The sequence below is a fragment of the Oerskovia sp. USHLN155 genome (assembly GCF_037145535.1).
Lineage (GTDB): Bacteria > Actinomycetota > Actinomycetes > Actinomycetales > Cellulomonadaceae > Oerskovia > Oerskovia rustica.
On record NZ_JBBCXG010000005.1, the window covers coordinates 311,013 to 330,283 of the forward strand.

At 72.4% G+C, this 19,271-nt stretch carries 16 protein-coding genes; 6 read left to right on the forward strand and 10 right to left on the reverse strand.

Annotated features, from left to right (window positions below):
- Positions 1 to 13: 13 nt before the first annotated feature.
- On the reverse strand, positions 14 to 808 hold the full coding sequence (locus tag WFH32_RS09360; protein WP_336707087.1) for a lytic polysaccharide monooxygenase: 795 nt from the start codon (positions 806 to 808) through the stop codon (positions 14 to 16).
- Between the two features lie 432 nt (positions 809 to 1,240).
- On the opposite strand from WFH32_RS09360, the gene WFH32_RS09365 reads away from it, so the two are divergent.
- Complete coding sequence (locus tag WFH32_RS09365; RefSeq protein ID WP_191796804.1) at positions 1,241 to 1,807, forward strand: flavodoxin domain-containing protein; 567 nt, start codon at positions 1,241 to 1,243, stop codon at positions 1,805 to 1,807.
- 179 nt (positions 1,808 to 1,986) lie between these two features.
- Positions 1,987 to 2,328, forward strand: coding sequence for a YciI family protein (locus WFH32_RS09370; RefSeq protein ID WP_191796805.1), 342 nt, complete (start codon positions 1,987 to 1,989; stop codon positions 2,326 to 2,328).
- A gap of 65 nt (positions 2,329 to 2,393) precedes the next feature.
- Here WFH32_RS09370 and WFH32_RS09375 read toward each other — a convergent pair whose 3' ends face one another.
- Both WFH32_RS09375 and WFH32_RS09380 read right to left on the reverse strand, forming a co-directional pair.
- On the reverse strand, positions 2,394 to 2,801 hold the full coding sequence (locus WFH32_RS09375; RefSeq protein WP_191796806.1) for a GntR family transcriptional regulator: 408 nt from the start codon (positions 2,799 to 2,801) through the stop codon (positions 2,394 to 2,396).
- On the reverse strand, positions 2,798 to 3,724 hold the full coding sequence (locus tag WFH32_RS09380) for a hypothetical protein (RefSeq protein WP_336707089.1): 927 nt from the start codon (positions 3,722 to 3,724) through the stop codon (positions 2,798 to 2,800). Before WFH32_RS09380 ends, WFH32_RS09375 begins: the two co-directional genes overlap by 4 nt.
- Positions 3,725 to 4,003: 279 nt before the next feature.
- Between WFH32_RS09380 and WFH32_RS09385 the strand changes: the two genes are divergently transcribed.
- Positions 4,004 to 4,849, forward strand: a complete 846-nt coding sequence (locus WFH32_RS09385) for an alpha/beta hydrolase (protein ID WP_336707091.1) — start codon at positions 4,004 to 4,006, stop codon at positions 4,847 to 4,849.
- 42 nt (positions 4,850 to 4,891) lie between these two features.
- Here WFH32_RS09385 and WFH32_RS09390 read toward each other — a convergent pair whose 3' ends face one another.
- A complete protein-coding gene (locus tag WFH32_RS09390; protein WP_336707093.1) occupies positions 4,892 to 7,750 on the reverse strand; it encodes a helix-turn-helix transcriptional regulator in 2,859 nt (952 codons plus the stop codon).
- A 303-nt stretch (positions 7,751 to 8,053) separates the two neighbouring features.
- Between WFH32_RS09390 and WFH32_RS09395 the strand changes: the two genes are divergently transcribed.
- Together WFH32_RS09395 and WFH32_RS19300 are read left to right on the forward strand one after the other, a co-directional pair.
- Entirely contained in the window at positions 8,054 to 9,589 is a 1,536-nt protein-coding gene (locus tag WFH32_RS09395) for a helicase associated domain-containing protein (RefSeq protein WP_336707095.1), read from the forward strand.
- A 127-nt stretch (positions 9,590 to 9,716) separates the two neighbouring features.
- On the forward strand, positions 9,717 to 9,863 hold the full coding sequence (locus tag WFH32_RS19300; RefSeq protein WP_442946323.1) for a DUF4913 domain-containing protein: 147 nt from the start codon (positions 9,717 to 9,719) through the stop codon (positions 9,861 to 9,863).
- A 741-nt stretch (positions 9,864 to 10,604) separates the two neighbouring features.
- Here WFH32_RS19300 and WFH32_RS09400 read toward each other — a convergent pair.
- The 3 genes from WFH32_RS09400 to WFH32_RS09410 form a co-directional block, all read right to left on the reverse strand.
- Positions 10,605 to 11,096 carry a hypothetical protein gene (locus WFH32_RS09400; RefSeq protein ID WP_336707097.1) on the reverse strand — a complete coding sequence of 164 codons (492 nt, stop codon included), beginning with the start codon at positions 11,094 to 11,096 and terminating at the stop codon, positions 10,605 to 10,607.
- The gene (locus WFH32_RS09405; protein ID WP_336707098.1) at positions 11,093 to 11,647 is read right to left on the reverse strand and encodes a hypothetical protein; all 555 of its coding nucleotides are present in this window, start codon (positions 11,645 to 11,647) and stop codon (positions 11,093 to 11,095) included. Before WFH32_RS09405 ends, WFH32_RS09400 begins: the two co-directional genes overlap by 4 nt.
- Positions 11,648 to 11,874: 227 nt before the next feature.
- Positions 11,875 to 12,462 carry a hypothetical protein gene (locus tag WFH32_RS09410; protein ID WP_336707100.1) on the reverse strand — a complete coding sequence of 196 codons (588 nt, stop codon included), beginning with the start codon at positions 12,460 to 12,462 and terminating at the stop codon, positions 11,875 to 11,877.
- Between the two features lie 113 nt (positions 12,463 to 12,575).
- Here WFH32_RS09410 and WFH32_RS09415 point away from each other — a divergent pair, with 113 nt between their 5' ends.
- The gene (locus WFH32_RS09415; RefSeq protein WP_336707101.1) at positions 12,576 to 13,061 is read left to right on the forward strand and encodes a hypothetical protein; all 486 of its coding nucleotides are present in this window, start codon (positions 12,576 to 12,578) and stop codon (positions 13,059 to 13,061) included.
- A gap of 184 nt (positions 13,062 to 13,245) precedes the next feature.
- Here WFH32_RS09415 and WFH32_RS09420 read toward each other — a convergent pair whose 3' ends face one another.
- The 3 genes from WFH32_RS09420 to WFH32_RS09430 form a co-directional block, all read right to left on the reverse strand.
- Complete coding sequence (locus WFH32_RS09420; RefSeq protein WP_336707103.1) at positions 13,246 to 15,825, reverse strand: ABC transporter permease; 2,580 nt, start codon at positions 15,823 to 15,825, stop codon at positions 13,246 to 13,248.
- Positions 15,825 to 16,634 (reverse strand): ABC transporter ATP-binding protein, encoded by an 810-nt coding sequence (locus WFH32_RS09425; protein ID WP_336707104.1) that lies wholly within the window; start codon positions 16,632 to 16,634, stop codon positions 15,825 to 15,827. Before WFH32_RS09425 ends, WFH32_RS09420 begins: the two co-directional genes overlap by 1 nt.
- 255 nt (positions 16,635 to 16,889) lie before the next feature.
- The gene (locus tag WFH32_RS09430) at positions 16,890 to 19,160 is read right to left on the reverse strand and encodes a transglycosylase domain-containing protein (protein WP_336707106.1); all 2,271 of its coding nucleotides are present in this window, start codon (positions 19,158 to 19,160) and stop codon (positions 16,890 to 16,892) included.
- Positions 19,161 to 19,271 lie beyond the last annotated feature (111 nt).

Here is a 19,271-nt window from a genome sequence, read left to right on the forward strand (position 1 = left end):
CGTCATGCGGTCCTCAGCAGGCGCCGAGGTTCTTCCAGGGGCCCCACTGCGCGGTGGCGTCGGGCTTTTCGCCCTTGGTCCACCACTTGGCCTCGAAGAGCTGGCCGTTGAGCGAGACCTTGGCGCCACCCGTGTAGGCGACGGCCGTGTCCCAGGGACCGGCCGAGCACTGAGGCGTGCCCGTGGTGCCGCCGGTCGTGCCGCCGGTCGTGCCGCCCGTGGTGCCGCCGGTCGTGCCGCCGGTCGTGCCGCCCGTGGTGCCGCCGGTCGTGCCGCCCGTGGTGCCGCCCGTGGTGCCGCCCGTCGTGCCACCACCGGTGACGGTGAGGTCGACGCAGTTGTAGAAGGCCATCGGGGTGTCGGCGACGTTCCAGCGAGCGAGGACCGTGTGGTCGCCGGCAGGCAGGTTGGTCAGCGTGTGGGAGATGTCCTTCGCGGGCTGCGCGCCGCCCGAGCTGAAGGTCTGGTGGAGCTTGCCGTCGACGAAGTACTCCCACGTCGTCGTGGCGTGGTTGGCCGTGAGCTTCCACTGGAACTTCACGGAGGAGGCGACCGTGGTGCGCGGCCACGGCTTGCTGTTGTCGTCGAGGATGGCGTAGCCGCTGCCACCGCTGCACTGCATGGAGCCCTTGGCGGCCTCGACGCTCTGCGGCTCGAACTTGATGCTGCCGCAGTCGAAGGACGTCGCGCCGGTGGCGCAGTTGTCCTGACGGCTCGGCGGGGAGGTGACCCAGCCGTGCGCGGAGGCGGCGGGGGCCAGCACCACGGGGGCAACAATGGCGGTGGCGCCGAGCACGGCGGCGATCATTGCCGCACGTAGTCGTCTCATCTGCATCTCGCTTTCGTTGTGGTGGACGGCGAGACACAAGGCCTCGGGTCCACCTCGACCAGAACGCTGCGACGCTAAGCCAGAGGTCGTTGAGTCTTCAAACAGCGGTGCGGCGTAAGGGGAAACACGTATGTGTGCGAAGCGGGTCCGCGAAACGGCGTCCTGGTGCGCCTGGTGAGCGCCGCCGTCGGGCAGATGAGAAGCAGGTGAGAGGGCGCTCGCCCCGAATCGTGTGGAGAACACCTAGTGGGACAGATCGGTCCATAACACGCCTGGTCGCCTCTGCGCTCGTCGAACGCTCGCACGGTGGGTCCGAGGCCCTCGCCCACCCGGGCCCGGGGGACGAAGGTCCTACCTCCCAGGGACCGTCGTCCGTGGTTCCCGAGAGCTGTCCTCAGGGACGCTGAGAGCATGTCGAACCACGAAGAGAACCTGACTGCTGCCGTCGTCTTCGAGTCGATGTTCGGGAACTGTGAGAGGGTCGCCCGGCAGATCGCGGCCGGCATGGCGACCGGTGTGCCGGTGAAGGTCGTGGACGTCGCGGACGCGGTCGCCGACCCGTCGATCCTGGACGACGTCGCGCTCGTGGTCGCCGGCGGTCCCACGCACTCCATGTCGATGAGCCGCCCCGGCACCCGGGCCGAGGCCGTCCAGCGTTCGGGCGGGACCGTGCCTGCGCGCAACGTCGGCCTGCGCGAGTGGTGCGTCGCGCTCCAGGACCGCTCGGACGAGCACGGCCCCCGGTGGGTCACGACGTTCGACACCCGCACCGCGCTCGGTCGGGCCATCCCTTCGTCCGCCTCCCGTGCTGCCGCGCGCATCATCACGCGCAAGGGCTACGAGATGCTCGTGCCGCTCCGTTCGTTCCTCGTCGAGGACGCGGCCGGCCCCCTGGTCGACGGCCACCTCGAGGAGGCGTACGTGTGGGGCGAGAAGATCGCCGCGGCGTTGCGCGCGCAGGTTCCGGTCGCCGTCTGAGACGGTGTGCGGACGGTCGTCCGCAGCTGAGCACGGACGGGGAAGACGGGCTCAGCCGCGGTGGCCTCGCCGCTGTCCGACGATGCCGCGTCCCCAGGTAGGGGACGCGGCATCGTCGTGCCGGCAGCGCCTGCTTCGGCGAGGATGGTTCCTTGGAACCAGGCTGAGGAGACGACGCGATGACGAAGTACCTGATCTCGTTCCCGAGCGGCGCCATGGACGTCTCCGCGGAGGACCTGCCCGCGGTCTCGGACGCGTCCCACGCGGTCGTGGAGGAGGCGAAGCGAGCGGGCGTCTGGGTGTTCGGCGGGGGGATCGACGAGAGCGTCCCGCCCGTCCTGGTCGACGGGGACGGCACCGTGACCGCGGGCACCTACCCGCAGACGAGGCAGATCGAGGGCGGGTACACGGTCCTCGAGGTGCCCTCGCGTGCGGAGGCGCTCGAGTGGGCCGCGAAGATCGCGGTCGCCTGCCGGTGCGCCCAGGAGGTGCGGGAGTTCCAGCTCGACCCCGCCGGCTGACAGGTCCGCCCACGCGCTCGGCCGCACCGGACGCACGGTGCGCGCGCCGTCAGGGCAGCGTCGGGTCAGCGCTGCGCGTGCGTGCGAGGCGCGTCGACCGGCTGCTGCAGGAGGCCCGTGACGATGTCGAGGATCGCGGAGTCGTCCAGCCCGAGCTCTCGGCCGCGGGAGACCATCTGCGTCGCGAGGTCGGCGAACGACCGCTGGTCCGCGACCGACGACCGTCGGTGCGCGGGCGCCGTGACGACCGTCCCCGTCCGTGGACGGGACGAGACGGCGCCCGCCGCCTCGAGCTCCCGGTAGGCGCGCTGCACCGTGCCGACCGCGACCCCCAGGTCCCGGGCGAGGTCACGTGACGAGGGCAGCCGGTCACCGGGGTTCAGCGTCCCCAACGACACGAGCGCCGCGACCTGGGTCCTGATCTGCTCGTAGACGGGGACGGGGGAGTCCAGGTCGACCGTGAGGGTCCTCATGCCTGAGGAGCGGGCGTCGCGGCCGACGCCCCCGACACGGAGGGCGTGCCGGGCACCGTGGGAAGGGCTTGTCGGGCGAGCACCGAGAGCCCGACGACGACCGACGTGATGCCGATCGCGGACCCGACAGCGAACACGAGGACGGCGGCTCCCGTCCGGTCGACCCCGAGCAGGGCGAGGGCCGCGGTGAGCATGACGGCGGCCGATCCCAGGCCCGTGAGGAGCTGCGTGCCGGCCAGGACGTGGGCGGCGCTGAGCCGACGCAGCGAGTCGTCCTCCTGGGCCGTGGCCCCGCTCACGACGCCGCGCCGGGCGATGAGACGCAGCACGCCCAGCACCCCGAGGGTGATGACACCCAGCATGCCGAGCAGCGGCCCGGCGTAGGGCCAGCCGGGGTACGGGCCGGACGAGGCGGTGACCCATCCGTCGACCGTGACGAGGAGCGGTGCGTCGACCGAGCCTCCTCCTTCACCCGCGGTGAGCCCGAAGACCACGAGGGCCGCGGCCGTGAGCGCTGTGGTCGCGAGGAAGAGGGGCAGTCGCCACTCGCCGAGACCGTGGGCGGTCCGTCGGGCGAGCGGAGCCGTGCGGACCGCGCCCTGGGGACGGGGCCAGGCGAGCTCGCCGATCGCGCGGACCGCGAGGACCATGACGACGGCGATGAAGGGCGAGAGGGCGACGAGCAGGCCGGGGGTGGTCGTGACGCCCGTGAGGCCCGGGAGCGTCGCGGGCGAGACCACGTAGGCGATCAGGGACAGCGCGACGATGCCGGCGACGAGGGACGTGGTCCGTTCGTGCCGGAGCGCGGCGTCGAGCACGGGGCGCTGGGGGTGGCGCCGGGACCGGACCACGTTGGCCGCCGCCAGGACCGCGGCGGCGAGCGCGCCGAGTGCGGCGAGGGCGACGAGAGACAGACCGGTCATGTGGGCTCCTCCGAATGGATCAATGAATCAGAGTATTGACTCATTGGGCTCGGGTTGTCCACCCCGATACCGTTGGACGGCTCGCCGGGAGCCTCCCGGAGGACCACCAGCCGTACCGCCGGCCCCCAGCCAGCGGCCCCACCAGCGGCCCCACCAGCGACCCCACCAGCGGCCCCGCCGGACAGCCACGCCGCGGGGACTACCCGCGACGGGTGATGCGACGCCGCCCGCACGCCGAGGACCGTGGGAGGACCAGCCCGACGGCCACAGGAGAGCACCATGAGCGACACCGCCCCGCCGACCGCCCCCGACACCGTGGTCCTCGTCCACGGCCTGTGGATGACGCCGCGCTCCTGGGAGCACTGGGTCCCGTACTACGAGGCCAAGGGTATGCGCGTGCTCACCCCCGGCTACCCGGGCTTCGAGATCGAGGTCGAGGCGTTGCGCGAGAACCCGGACGTGATCGCGAGGCTCACGGTCCCGGAGACCGTCGACCACCTCGCGGGCGTCATCGAGGGCCTCGACCGGCCGCCGATCATCATGGGCCACTCGTTCGGCGGCACCCTGACCCAGCTCCTGCTGGCTCGCGGCCTGGGGGCGTCGGCGGTCGCGATCAACGCGGCCCCGACCGAGGGCGTGCGGGTCAACCCGCCCTCGCAGATCAAGTCGCTCTTCCCGATCCTCAACAACCCCGCCAAGGCGCACCGGGCGGCCGGGTTCACGCCCGAGCAGTTCCACTACGCGTTCACCAACACGCTCTCGGCGGAGGAGTCCCTCGAGGTGTACGAGCGGTACCACATCCCGGCGCCCGGGAGCTGGGTATGGGCCTACGGGCTCATCGCCAACTTCAAGCCGGGCAAGCAGGAGACGTGGGTCGACTACGACGCCGACCGGGCGCCGCTCCTGTTCGTCACGGGCGGCGAGGACCACATCATGCCGCCCTCGGTCAACCGGTCGAACGCGCACAAGTACCAACGGTCGCCCGCCCTGACCGAGGTCCTCGACCTCGAGGGACGGTCGCACTGGACGTGCGCCGAGCCGGGCTGGGAGGCCGTGGCCGACGCCGCGCTCGACTGGGCTCTCGCCCACGCCCGGGCGCCCCAGGGAGCGGGGGAGCCTGCCTGACCCGGCCGCCGGGGCGCCCGCCCGAGCAGCCGACGGGTCCGCCTACCGCGGGACGGACGTTCCGCCGTCGGGCGTTCGCAGGGCGTGCGCCAGCTGACGACGAGACGTGACGCCGAGCTTCCGGAACGCCTTGCGCAGGTGGTAGTGCACCGTGTGGGTGCTGATGAACAGGCTCGCGGCGATCTCCGCGTTCGTCGCGCCCGTGACCGCCAGCTCGACCACGGTCTGCTCCTGCGCGGTCAGCCCCGTCGTGGGTCGGTCGCGCGGGGCGGGCGCACGACCGGTGACGGCGCTCAGCTCGCGCCGGGCGCGCGCCGCGAACGGGTCGGCGCCCATGCGCTCGAACAGGTCGAGCGCGGTCGAGAGCGCGGCGGCGGCCTCGCGGCGCCGCCGCCTGCGGCGCAGCCACTCGCCGTGCAGCAGGTGCGCCCGGGCGAGGTCGGCGACGGACCGGGTCCGCGACAGGTGCCCGACGGCGTCGCGGAAGTGGGCGTCCGCCTCACCGTCGGGCGCGAGCAGGGCCCGCGAGCGGGACAGCACGCCCAGGCCCCACGGCGCCCCGCTCGCGAGCGTGACGTCGGCGAGCCGATCGAGCGCCCAGCGGGCGACGTCGTCGTGCCCGCTGCGGACGGCCGACTCCACGAGGTCCGGCAGGACGCGCGTCCCGACCTGCATGAACCCCTCGCGCGCGACGACGGCCACCCCCTCGAAGGCGGCGGCGTGGTCGCCCGCCGCGAGATCGAGCAGCGCGCGCGCCGTCCGGGCCAGGCTCACGGCCCCGCCGATGCCGAGATGGGCCGCGGCACGCTCGGCGTCGTCGATCCGGTCGCGCAGCGCGGGAGAGTCGGGGCCGTGCCACGCGAGCAGCTCGGCGTTGGCGAAGACGCGCGCCTGCTCGGGGCTCAGCCCCACGGCCTCGCGGAGCTCGTGGACCTCGGCCAGCAGGCGGTCCGCCGAGTCGAGCTGTCCCACGACGGTCTCGCACAGCGACAGGACCCACAGCACCGAGTCGAGGGTCGGGAGGGCGCCCGCGGCGCGGGCCTGCGCGGCGGCCTGCCGCAGGAGAGCGTCCCGGGCCGCGTCGTCCCACAGCGCGGTCGTCGCGGCGACGGCCAGGAGGCCGTGCCGCCGGAAGGTCTCCGACGACGTCGCGCCCGGCTCGCGCATCGCGTCGACCGCGGACCGGAGCGCCTGGACGCACCGCGCGTCGGGCATGGTCGCCAGGGCGGACAACGCGCTCAGGAGCGTCGGGGCGAGGTCGTCGGGCCGGTCGCCGGTCGTGGGAGTGACAGCGCCCTCGTCGGCTGTGCCGGTCCCGCTGGTACCGGCCGGCCCGGCCGCGCCCAGGGCAGCCGCCTGGCGGGCGAGGTCCGCCAGGACCCCGTCTCCCGCGGCCGACTCCGCGGCGAGGATCTCGCCGAACGCCGCGAGGAGCGCGTCCCGCGCCGCCGTCGGGTCGGAAGCCCGCAGGGCGCGAGCGGCGCGCAGGAAGAGAGCAGGACTCTCGGCAGCAGCTCGTGGCGCACCCGCGTACTTGCGGGCCACGGCCCGTGCCATCAGGCTCCGCGCGAGGACGTCGGGCGTGAGCGAGGCGTCGTCGACCCCCTCCAGCAGGGCCAGGGCCCGGACGGGCGAGCCCGCGAGGGACGCGGCCTCTGCTGCCGACACCGCCCGCTCGTCCCGCCGGGGTCCCGGCGCGGTGAGCTCCACGGCCCGCGCGAGGAAGGCTGCTCGGGCCGCGTAGCCACCCCGGGCGTGCGCGCGCACGGCACCCGCCTCGAGCGCGACGGCGGCCGCCTCGTCCGGACCGGACGTGGCCGCCGACAGGTGCCAGGCGCGCAGGTCGACGTCCACCGCGCGGTCGGTCACGTCCGCGAGCGCCGCGTGGGCCGCCCGGCGCTCGCTGCCGGTCGCCCCGCGGTAGACGGCCGACCGGACGAGGGGGTGGCGGAACATGACCCGGCCGTCGACCGAGACGAGGCGGTCCTGCTCGGGCGGGGCGGACGCGTCGTCGGGCAGCCGCATGGTCGCCGACGCCGCCGCGACGTAGGCGACGTCGCCCGTGGGCTCGGCCGCCGCCAGCAGGAGCCAGCGGCGGGTCGCGGCCCCGTACGCCCCGGTGAGGCGCTGGTAGTGCTCCTCCAGGTGGCTGCCGACGGGCAGCGGCGCACCGAGCACCGCGCGACCAGCGAGCTGGGCGGCGCTCAGCTCGTCGCTCAGGTCGAGCAGCGCGAGCGGGTTGCCGCCGGTCGCCGTGACGATCGAGTCCGCCACCTGCGGGTCGAGGGCGGTGCCCACGCGTCCACGCAGCAGCGCGAGCGCCTCGTCGCGCGCGAGCCCGGCGAGGTCCACGGTGGGCAGGTCGGCGAGGGCGGCCTCGCCCGGCGTCCCGGTCCGTACCGCCAGGACCAGGGCGACCTGCTCGGCGTGCAGGCGACGACCGACGAACGCGAGGACGTCGAGCGACTCCCGGTCGAGCCACTGGGCGTCGTCCGCGAGGACCAGGGTGGGGGCGTCGTCGGACAGGTCGGCGAGGAGCGAGAGGACGGCGAGACTCACGAGGAAGCGGTCCGGTACCGGGCCCGACGACGTCCCGAGCGCCACGCGCAGCGCCTCCGCCTGGGGAGCGGGCAGGGTCTCGATCCGTGCGGCCCGGGGGAGCAGGGCGCGCTGGATCGCGGCGAACGGGAGATCCGCCTCGGTCTCGGTGCCGACCAGGCGCAGGACCGTGAAGTCCTGGGCTGCTGCGCCCGCGCGTCCCAGCAGCGTGCTCTTGCCCGTCCCGGGCTCGCCCCGCAGGACCAGTACCCGGCTCTCCCCACGGCGAGCGTCCGCCAGGGTGGCGGCGAGGAGCCGCTGCTCGCGCTCGCGGCCGACCAGCGCGTCAGGAGAGGCGGACATGGCACCACGCATCCCTCGAGCCCCACCGGAAGGCTCGGTCCACGGCACGGCGAGGTCGGCGACCCTCAGCGGGACACTATCGGCTCGGGCGGGCCACGTCACCGGGAACGACCCACCGGAACGGCGAGGCCACCGGGAACGGGTGACCGGAGCGCGGGTGCGGCGGGGCGGGCCGACGTAGCAGCGGATGAAAAATGCGGGCCATCGAGCCGTTGCCGTCACACGCGCGGTCCCAGCGTGTCTTTCCCGGGTGATCGGCCCTGAGGGGCCGGCGCGGGCCGTCGAGGGAAAGGAGGCCGTCGAGTGGGACGCTACGAGGAACGTTGGTGGGAGGGGCACGCCCACCTCGTGCAGTTCGTCGCCGAGCACGGGCACCCCCGGGTCCCCGTGAGCCACCGCACCGAGCCCGACGGGTTCGCCCTCGGCACGTGGGTCAAGGTCCAGCGTCGTGAGCACTCCCTCGGGACCCTGAAGGACGAGCGCCTGCGCGCGCTGCGCGAGGCCGGGTTCGCGTTCGAGGTCCGGCACCCGCTCAAGCAGTGGCAGCGCAACGTGGACCGGCTCGCCGCCTTCAAGGACGAGCACGGGCACACCCGCGTCCCGTACTACTACGAGACCGCGGACGGGTTCGGGCTCGGGGCATGGGTCGGCCGCATGCGCCGGCGCCGGGCGTCGGGCGAGGTCACGGACCAGCAGGTGGCGGACCTCGACGCCGTGGGGATGGACTGGACCCTGGCGCTCGAGACGTCGAAGCGCCGCAGCCACCGGGCGTTCGCGGCGTTCGTCGCCGACCACGGTCATGCGCGGGTGCCCGACCCGTACCGCACGAGCGACGGGTTCGACCTGTCGGGCTGGGTCGCGCGGGTGCGCCGCGACCGGCGGGCCGGGCGGCTGTCGGCCACGCAGGAGCGCGAGCTGCGCGACCTCGGGTTCGAGTTCCCGAGCGTGCCGGACGCGGCCGACTGGGATGCTCACCTGGCGTGCCTGTCGAGGTACGTCGCGCGCAACGGCCCGGACATCTCGACGACGTTCGAGTGCGACGACGGGACCCGCCTGGGGCACTGGGTGTCGAGCCAGCGCGCTTCCCGGGAAGCGGGCACGCTCTCGGCCCGACGGGTCGCGCAGCTCGACGACCTGGGGTTCGTCTGGCACGCGCGCGACGAGGAGGACGGCCTGTGGCGCGAGGGCGTCGAGCTCCTCGCGCGGTACGTGGAGGAGCACGGGGACGGTCGGGTCCCCGGCGACCACGTCGCCCCCGACGGGACCCCCCTGGGCGCCTGGGTCGCCCGACGCCGGTGGGAGCACCGTCACGGCCTGCTGCGCGCCGAGCGCGTCGACGAGCTCGTGGCGCTGGGCTTCGAGTGGACCTCGACGCAGCCGACGGGAGCGACGCGCAGGTCCGACGACCCGGCCTTCCGCGCCTGGGTGGACGCGCTCGAGACCTTTCGGGTCGAGCGTGGGCACTGTCGTGTGCCGGCGGGCTTCGTGAGCCCGGACGGCAGGAGGCTGGGCGACTGGGTCGCGTACGTGCGCGCCCGGCACGCCAAGGGACTTCTCGCGCAGGGGCGGGTCGAGGTCCTCGACGGGCTCGGCTTCGAGTGGCGGGTCCGGGACAACGACGCCCTGTGGCGCCAGGGCGTCGAGGCTCTCGGGTCCTACGTCGCGGAGCACGGGCACGCGCGCGTGCCGATCAGGCACCGGCGGGACGACGGGTTCCGGCTCGGGCAGTGGGTGCGCAGCCGACGCAGCGAGGGGACGGGCGGGAGGCTGAGCCCCGAGCGGGTCGCTGCGCTCGACGCGCTGGGCTTCGTCTGGGACCCGACGGCGCCCGCGACCTGAGCGGGAGTACGCGTGGTGCGTTGGTGGGTTGAGACCGCCGTCGGTTCTGCAGCGTCAGACGTACTCGACGCCACCCAGCGTGCGGGCCGCGCACCCAAGCTCTACTACTCGACCCTCCGGGGCTCCGATGTACGTACGTGACATGAAGTCGACCTCGGGTCGGCGCTGGTGCCCCGACTGGTGGCGCCACGCCCCTGAAACCGTCTACCGGCTCGATGGGATCTGGCGGGCCTGGGAACACCTGCGTCGTGACCGCGAACGGACACGCACCTGAGCGTCCTCATGGCCTGAGACGGTCGTTTCCGGCAGCGCAAGCACGACACGCATCGTCAGTCTCCGCGCGCCTCCCGGCTGCGGGTCCCACGAAGAACGACACCGAGTGCGATGCCTCCAACGATCAGGGCAGGGAGACCTCCATAGAGCAGTCCTTGACCCAGGCTTCCCTGCGACGCGGCGGTGATCGTCGTGAAGAGGACGACCACGACAACGAGCGCTACGCTCGCGCGACGGACCCGATGTGCACTTGCACTGGTGGCATGCATTCCTCTCTCCTTCCAGGGGGATCGATCAGCCTGGCGATGCGACGCACCTGGTAGAGGTTCCGATGGGCTTCACTCGGTACTCGAGGTACGGCAGGGATCCGGTACAGATGCCTCCGCGGTCGTTGATCCATTGCGCAGCCCCCGTCACTGCGACCGTGACAGCCGCGCACTGCTACCAGCACGCGCTGGTCACTCTGGTTGAGGTAGAGGTAGAAGCCCCAGCCCACACCGACCGACCACGCCGGCGTGATCTGTCCCGGAACCGGTGCCGGCTTCTCCAGGACGATCGTGGACCCCGTTCATCGACGGATCTCCCTCGGCGTGAGCATCCGGGCGCGGGTGTGTCCGCAGACCGGGCTGTACCTGGCCCGGGCGATCCCTACGTCGGACACGTCTCAGCGCCAAGCGGGTCGCGCCGGTGCGCCCGAGCCGGTGCTGCGGCGCCTCGAAGTCCAGGGTCCCCTCACGCCAGATCACGATCTCGCCGGCACAGGCTCGCGCACCGGCTCCCAGCCCGGCCCCTCTGCCTCGCGCCGACGCTCCACGGCGGCAGCCTGGCCGTCCCAGATCCGGGTCAGGACGTTACCTGTGCGCCGGGCGAGGATGGTCGTCATGAGGTGCACCGGTGAGACCGGCATCAGGCTCCCGGTGTCGAACCGGACCACGGGTCGCCCGGTGTAGATGAACGCCGGGTCGTGGTCGATCGACCATCCGCCACCCGCAAGGCGCAGGTACGTCTCCCCGATGTACCGCGTCGAACCGTCGAGGAAGTCCGTGTCGTTCTCGTCGATGAACGCTCTCTTGTCGGGCCACCTGTCGAGGATGTACCGCTCGAGCGAGACGAGGGACTCCCGGGTGTACCCGCCGCTCCACTCCCGCGGGGTGATGAAGTCCTCAAACCGCGCCAGACGCGGGTGCATCGCCTGGAGCCAGGACGCGAACAGCTCGTCCTGCTCGAGCGTCATCGACTCTCCAGCGGGGCGGTGTTCGCCTGGGCGTGCGCAAGGCACCGCTCCAGGAGACCTGCGCGTGCCTCGCCGGCCGCTTGGGCGCTCTCGGTGATGCTACGGCCCTTGTGGCTGGGCGTGGTGACGTCGAGCTCGGGCCGGGCGAACAGTACGTCGTAGAACGGGGCGAGTTCTTCGTCGGAGAACTTGAACGTCCGGGCGAGCGTCTGCAGCGGGGTTCCCCACCGGTCGCCGGTGTCGGCGTTGATGTCGGCACCGCCCTCGAGCAGGCGGGCGAGCAGCGCGGGCTCGGCACCGAAGTCGTGCGACGTCGCGCTGAGCAACACGTGCAGCGCGTTGGTGCCGCCGGAGGTCGCGGCCGGGTCGGCGCCGTCGTCCAGGAGGCGGCCGGCGATCGCAGCGCGGGAGGCGGGCTCGGGGTTGCGCAGGGCGTACATGAGCAGCGTCGTGCCCTGCCCGTCGGCCCAGTTCGCCAGGGACAGGTCGTAGTCGGCGAGGAACTCGGACTCGCTCTGGCGCACGCTGCGGTAGACCGCTGGGTAGCTCATGGAGCCATGATCACAGGCGCGTCCAACACGGTGGGTGTGGTGTTCCAGGACCTCAGTGTGCGGGGCATGCCTGGGCCGGTGGAGTGCAGGAACCAGGATGGCAGCAACCGGGCCTTGAGAGCTTCGGGCAGGTAGGGGGTGGGTAGGTTCTTGAACACGGCTCGCAGGGCCAGGGCGGTGCGTTGGTCGAAGTCCCCTCTTTCAGGCGCACCGCGGGAGCGTGTACCTCATGAGCGATTTCGCCAGTGGATGTACACGTCGGGGTCGCCGCCACTCTTGACCCACAAATCCAGCAGCTCGGCACGGTCCTGCTCCGACGGAGGGCCGGACATCTCGTACGCCTGGATCGAGACGAACTGGTCAGGGAACCGGTCAGTTGTCAGGTCGCTGACCTCGAGTCTGATCTTCGAGAACGGCGCATCCGCGGCGTTGATGCCGGCCCACTCCGACAGGCTGGCGACGAACTGCGCTTGCTGATCGAATCCCTCCTGGGCGATCGCCCCGAACGCCCAGGACCCGATCCATGCACGATCCTCGGGCCCCGTGAACCACACGTCTACCGTGGGGACATCTTCCGGATCGTCCTCGATGACGAGCGAGCGCACCTCGTCCAGGATCTCCGTGGCGTCCTCTGCGGAGACACCCTCTTCCGCAGAGACGCGGATGCCACTGCCGGCGACATCCGCGTACGTCACCCCGTCGACGGTCGCAATGGACTCCTGGAGGCTCTCGCGGCGTTCTTCCAGAGACGGCGCACATCCGGCGAGGGCAGCGAGTGAGAGTGCAGCGAGCAACATCGTGGCAAGACGGCGCATCGTCCCATTCTCTCTGACGCGGACGGTCGTGTGAGACTTGAGCAGATCGCGGCGCACGACCGTGCGACGGACGTGGTGGACGAATACACAGAGGGCGACTGATGATGCGACGCGTGGCTCTCGGTGCCGCAGGAGTGAGTCTCGCCGGGCTGCTGCTGACCGGATGCTCCCCGGCGGGTACGTCTACCCCGGGGACGCCGCCGCCCGCAGCCGCCGAACAGGCCGACCCGAACGCCGAACCGGCCGATCCCGCAGCCGTGGTCGAAGCCGTAGAGGCCGCGCTTCCTGAATCCCTGCAGGTCGAGGTCGAATCGATCCCGGATGGCCTCACCCGCGGATGGTCGATCAGCGCGGAGGTGCCGCTGGGCTACGTCGTCACAAGCGGGACTTTGCGGACGGTGCTGGTAGCGGCGTGGGAGGCGTCGCCGGACGCCAAGCCTGCGTTCGTCGCGTTCAATCCATGGTCGACCTACGAGGGCAAGGAAGGCGCGATCGACGCCCAGCGCGCCGCCGACGAGCTCGGAATCGACTGGAGCCCGAGCTTCACAGTGGGCGTTGACGTGCCCGACTACGAGATCGAAAAGCTCGCCGCTACCTGAGACCGGGGCAGCGCTCGTCGCCGATGGGGTGCGCTTGGTTGCGTCTCTGCGCCCGTCCCGGTTGCCCGACGGTGCGGCCCGCGGCGGCGGACGCGCGGGCCCGGAGACGGCGGATGCCGACCGCCCCACGAGGGGCGACCGGCATCCGCCGTCCGCGGGCACCCGGCCCGCGGGCGCCCGGCCGTCAGTCGACCGTGACGGCGTCGAGCACGGGGAGCCTGGCTGCGCGCAGCGCGGGCCACCCGGCGGCCAGGACCCCGACGAGCACCGCGATGCCCACCATGGTGCCGAGCCCGGACCACGGGATCACCAGGTCGGTGAAGCCCGTGCTCGCGAACACGGTCGGCATCCCGGCCGCGAGGCCGACGCCCACCGCGAGACCCAGCACCGTCCCGAACACGGCCGTGAGGACCGACTCGATGACGATCGTCCCGGCGAGCTGGGACCGGCCCAGCCCGACGGCCCGCAGGAGCCCGATCTCGCGCGTCCGCTCGATCACGGACAGCGCGAGGGTGTTGACGATGCCGAGGATCGCGATGACGATCGACAGCCCCAGCAGCGCGTAGAGGATCGTGAGCATCTGGTTCACCTGGCTCGCGAGGGACGAGATGAACTCCTCGTTGTCCATGACGGACACGATCATGTACGGCTTCGCGGCCGCGGTCACCGCGGTGTCGAGCTCGTCCTGGGACACGCCGTCGGCGGCCTGGAGCAGCACCATGGTCGCCATCTCGGTCGGTGCCGCGGAAAGCTCGGCGAACACCGTGTCCGGCACGACGACCGGCACGCCCAGGGCGGGCGAGTCGAAGATCGAACCGATCGTCACGTCGGTGCTGCCGAGCTGCGTGCGCAGCGTGAGCTCGTCGCCGAGCTCCCAGCCCTCGTCGGCCGCGGTCCCCTTGAGGACCGAGACCTGCCCGTCGGCGAGCGTGTCGAGGCTCCCCTCGACGGTCTCGGTGTGCCACGTCCGGCCGAACACCCCGGGGTCGACCCCGAGGACGAGCAGCGGGGCGGCGTCGGCGGCGTCGCCCGAGGACTCGCCGACGAAGTACCGGTCGGCCGTCATCGGGTCGACCGTGCCGACCTCGGGCAGGTCGGCGATGTCGCTCACCGCGCCGGAGGGGACCGTGCCGGTCGCGGACTGCACCACGAGGTCGGCGAGGGACTCCTCGGTCACGATGTTCTTCATCGACGCCTGCATGGACGCGGCCAGGACCGAGGCCGCACCGACGAGCGACATGCCGATCATGAGCGCGCCCGCGGTGCTCGCGGTACGGCGGGGGTTGCGGGTCACGTTGCCGCGCGCCAGCGTCCCGAGCGGCTTGGCCCACGCGACGAACGGTGCGGACATGACGCGCAGGACGCCGCGCGCGACGACGGGGGCGAGGATCAGGGTCCCGACGACCACGCCCACCGCCCCCAGACCCAGGAGGCCCCCGGTGCTCGCGGTGTCGTCGGCCGCGGCCTGCACGACCGCCAGGACGACGGCGCCCGCACCGGCCCCGGCGACGACCGCGCCGACGATCCCGCGGATCCTGAGCGACCCGGCCTGGGCCGGGGCGTCGTCCCGCATGGCCTCGACGGGGGCGACGAGCGCCGCGCGCCGCGCGGGCAGGGCCGCAGAGGCGACCGAGACCACGATGCCCAGCACGAGCGAGACCACGATCATCGACGCGGTGACGGGGATGTCACCCGTGAGGTCCATGCCCATGGTCTCGAACAGTGCCTTGAGGGCCGTGACGAGGCCGAGCCCGCCGAGGATGCCGAGCGCGCCGCCGAGCGTGCCGATGATCGCGGCCTGGACCAGGATCGAGGTGAACACCTGGAGCGGCGAGGCCCCGACCGCGCGGAGCAGCGCGAACTCGCGCTGACGCTGGCGGACCGTCATGGCGAACGTGTTCGCGATGATGAACCCGCCGACGAACAGCGAGATCCCGGCGAAGACCAGCAGGAACGTCTCGATGAAGCCCAGTATCGACGCGATGTCCTCGCGGGCCTCGTCGCGGGCGACCTCACCGGTGATGACCTCGACGGGCTCGGTCGGCGACGCGGCCTCCAGGGCGCTCGCGACGTCGTCGCGCAGCTCCTGCTCGCTCACCCCGTCCTCGGCGAGGACCGTGATGGCGGAGACCGTGCCGTCGGGCGCGAACGCCTTCGCCGCGGTGGCCTCGTCGAAGAACACGATGCTCGCGCCGGCCATCGAGGCGCCCATGTCGACGATCCCCGTCAGGGTCGCCTCGGTGATCTGTCCGGCGACGACGATCGTCGTCGTGTCGCCGACCGCCAGGCCGCTGGCCTCGGCCGTGCCGGCCTCGAGCAGGAACTCCTGGGGGCCCGACGGCGCCGCGCCCTCCACGAGCGGGGTCGCGGGGTCCTCGGCCCGGTAGGCGAGGCCGAACGTCGGCGCGCCCGTGGTGGGCGGCGGGGTGCCGTCCGCCCCGACGAGCACGAGCGGACCGGTGTAGTCGGCGAAGGCGTGCGCGACGCCGTCGGCCTCCTGGATCGTGTCGGTGAGGTCTGCGGGGACGGGGTTGCGGACCGCGCCCGCGCTCGCGTTCGCCTGGGTCAGGGCCGAGGACTCCTCCTCGCCACGGACCAGGACGTCGGCCGACGAGCTGTCGACGATCCCGTCGAACGTCGCGGACAGCATCTCGCGCAGCGAGAACGTGCCCGCGACGAACGAGACGCCGAGCACGACCGCGAGGATGGACATCCCGAGACGCACGAGGTGCGCACGGACGTTGCGCAGGGCGACGCGCAGCATCAGGCGGCCGCCTTCTTGCGCGTGAGGGAGCCCAGGACCTCGAGGACGGAGTCCGGGGTCGGGTCGAGGATCTCGTCGACGATCCGCCCGTCGGCGAGGAACAGGACCCGGTGGGCGTAGCTCGCGGCGACGGGGTCGTGCGTGACCATGACGACCGACTGGCCCAGGTCGTCGACCGACTCGCGCAGGAACGTCAGGACCTCGCGCGAGGACGTCGAGTCCAGGTTCCCGGTGGGCTCGTCCGCGAACACGACCGACGGCCTGGAGACCAGGGCGCGCGCGCACGCGACGCGCTGCTGCTGCCCGCCGGACAGCTCGCTCGGGCGGTGCCTGAGACGGTCCGTCAGCCCGACGGCGTCGACCACCTTCGCGAGGTACGCCCGGTCCACGGGCTTGCGCGCGATGTCGAGCGGGAGAGTGATGTTCTCCTCGGCCGTGAGCGTCGGGACGAGGTTGAACGACTGGAAGACGAACCCGAGCCGGGTCCGGCGCAGCTTCGTGAGCTGGCGCTGGTTCATCGTGGAGACGACGAGGTCGTCGACGACGACCGTGCCGGCCGTCGGGGTGTCGAGGCCCGCCATGCAGTGCATGAGCGTGGACTTGCCCGAGCCGGACGGACCCATGATCGCGGTGAATCGACCGCGGCCGAAGTCGACGTCGACGCCCGCGAGCGCGTGGACCGCCGTCGGGCCCTTCCCGTAGGTCTTGACCAGGCCGCGCGCGGTCGCGATCGCGTCGGGGGCGGAGGGCGGGGTGCCGCCGGCGGTGGCCGCCGGGACGGTGGCCGGGGCAGGGGACGGGGAGGGCATGGCGGGACTCTCTCTCGAAGGGTGCGCGTGCGGACGGCGACCCGGTCGAGGGGGAGTGTCGTGGTGGTGGGGACCGCCCACGCCTCGCCCCTTCGAGCCGCTGTGCCCATCCTGGCGGCGGCCCGGTCGGCGGAGCATCGGGGATCTCCCTGAAAGAACCCTGAACGTCACCCGAGGGCGTACGGCGTCCGACGTACGGCGTCCGAAGGCCGTCGGAGCGCCGGGACCGTGCGGAAGGCGCCCGGCGACGTGCGGCTACGGCGTCGGGGGGACGCTCGGGTCGACGGGCGGCGCGGGGTCGACGGGCGGTGCGGGGTCCGTCGGCGGAGCCGGGTCGGTCGGGGCGGCCGGGGCGTCGTCCTTGGGCTCCTTGGGCTCCTTGGGAGCCTTGGGGGCGGGCGGGACGCCCACCATGTTCGGGTCGGGGGCCGGGAAGCCCACGACCGGCGAGCCCTCCAGCGCGGTCTCCATGAAGGAGCGCCACGTCGGGGCTGCGAGCGTCGACCCGTACCAGCGCTGCTGGTACTTGCCGTTGATCGTCATGCGGCTCATCGAGACGTCGCTCTCCGCGTTGCCGATCCACACGGCCGTGACGATCTGGGGCGTGTACCCGATGAACCAGGTGTGGTTGTTGTTGTTCGCCGTGCCGGACTTGCCGGCGCTCGGTCGCGAGAGCTGGGACTTCTTGCCCGTGCCCTGTGTCATGACGTTCTGGAGGGCGAAGGTGACGGTGTTCGCGATGTTCGGGTCGAGGGCGTTCGGGTTGCAGTTCGCGGACGGGACGGGCAGCTCGCTCCCGTCGGCCCCGACGATGCGGGTGATCGCGATCGGGTCGCAGTAGGACCCGCCGCTCGCGAACGTCGCGTACGCGGCGGCGAGCTGGAGCGGCGAGGAGTTTTGCGTGCCGATCGTCATGGTCGGCATGACGTGGATCGCGGACGCGTCGCCCGTGATCTCGGCCGTGCGGGACGGGCGGAGCCCGATGTTCCACGCCATGTCCCGCACCGCGCACAGGTCGAGCTGGGACTCCATCGTGGCGTAACCGGTGTTGACCGAGTTGAACGTGGCGCGCAGGACCGGGATCTCGCCCTGGTCGGTCGAGCCGTCCGAGTTGCCGGGCGACCAGGGGATGCGGTCGAGGCGGGCGCACGAGGCGTGGAAGTCACGGTTCGGCACGAATGTGCGCTTGTTCGCGTTGACCGTCTGGTTGAGGGTGTGCCCGGACCGCAGCCACTCCGCGAGGGTGAACACCTTCCACGTCGAGCCGGGCGAGAAGCCCTGGGACGAGCCGTGCTTCTGGTCGGCGTTGTAGTTGACGGCCGTGGTGCCCGGCGCGGGTTCGCGCGCGACGTCGTAGGGACGGTTCTGCGCCATCGAGAGGATCTTGCCGGTGTGGGGCTCGAGCGCGACGATCGCGTCCTCGATGCCGCTCGGGTCGCCGGGTGGGACGGCCGCGGTGATGGTCGCCTCGGCCGCGGCCTGCATCCGCGGGTCCAGCGTCGTCGTGATGTCGAGGCCGCCGCGATAGAGCAGCGCCTGGCGGTCCGCCTTGGTCTCCCCGAACGTCGGGTCGGAGGTGATGACCTTGGTGACGTAGTCGCAGAAGAAGGCGGCACCTCCGGCCGTCTGGCAGCCTCCGGCGACGGGCTGGACCACCAGGGTCGCGGGCAGCGGGGTCGCGACGGCCTCGTCGTGCTGCTGCTGGGTGATGTAACCCTGCTGGAGCATCTTGCTCAGCACGCGGTTGCGGCGCTTCTCGGAGTCGACCGGGTTGGTCACGGGGTCGTACTTGGTCGGGGCGTTGGTGACACCGGCGATCGTGGCGGCCTCGACGACGCTGAGCTCGGAGGCGTGCTTGGAGAAGTAGTGCAGCGAGGCGGTCTCGACGCCGTAGACCCGGATGCCGAACTGCGCGATGTTGAGGTAGCCCTGGAGGATCTCCTCCTTCGACATGACGGTCTCGAGCGAGATCGCGAGCTTGGCCTCGCGGGCCTTGCGTCCGAGGGTGTCGTCGCGGGCCGCGCGCATCGCGACCGGGTCGTCGTCGCGCACGGCCTGCTCGATCAGGACGTTCTTGACGTACTGCTGGGTCAGGCTGGACCCGCCCTGGGTGTCGCCGCCCGTGAAGTTGTTGACGGCCGCGCGGGTCACCCCCTCGGGGTCGATCCCGCCGTGCTCGTAGAAGCGGTGGTCCTCGATCGCGACGACCGCGTCCCTCATGGGTTGGGAGACCTGGTCCAGGGGGACGACGATGCGGTTCTCCTGGTAGAAGGTCGCGAGCAGCGTGGTGCCGTCGTTGGCGTAGACACGGGACTGCTCGGCGAGGGGTCCGGGGACGAGCTCGTCGGGCAGCTCGTCGAACATCTTGGTGACGTCCTCGGTCACGGTGTTCGCCCCCGCGGCGAGGGGCAGGAGGAGACCAGCCGCGAGGACGCCCCCCACAGCCGACACGAGCAGGAAGGCCATCAGGAGCGCGAGCGCCTTGACGGCGGAGGTCTGCTGACGGGGTCGTGTGGACTGGCCCATCTGCCGACTGTACGTCCCGAGTCCCGAGGCGGCTCGGCGAGCGGATTTCCGTTGCCGGGGCGTGACCTGGGCGGTGCGGGCGGGGTCCGCGCCGCCGCATCGTGTGCAGCT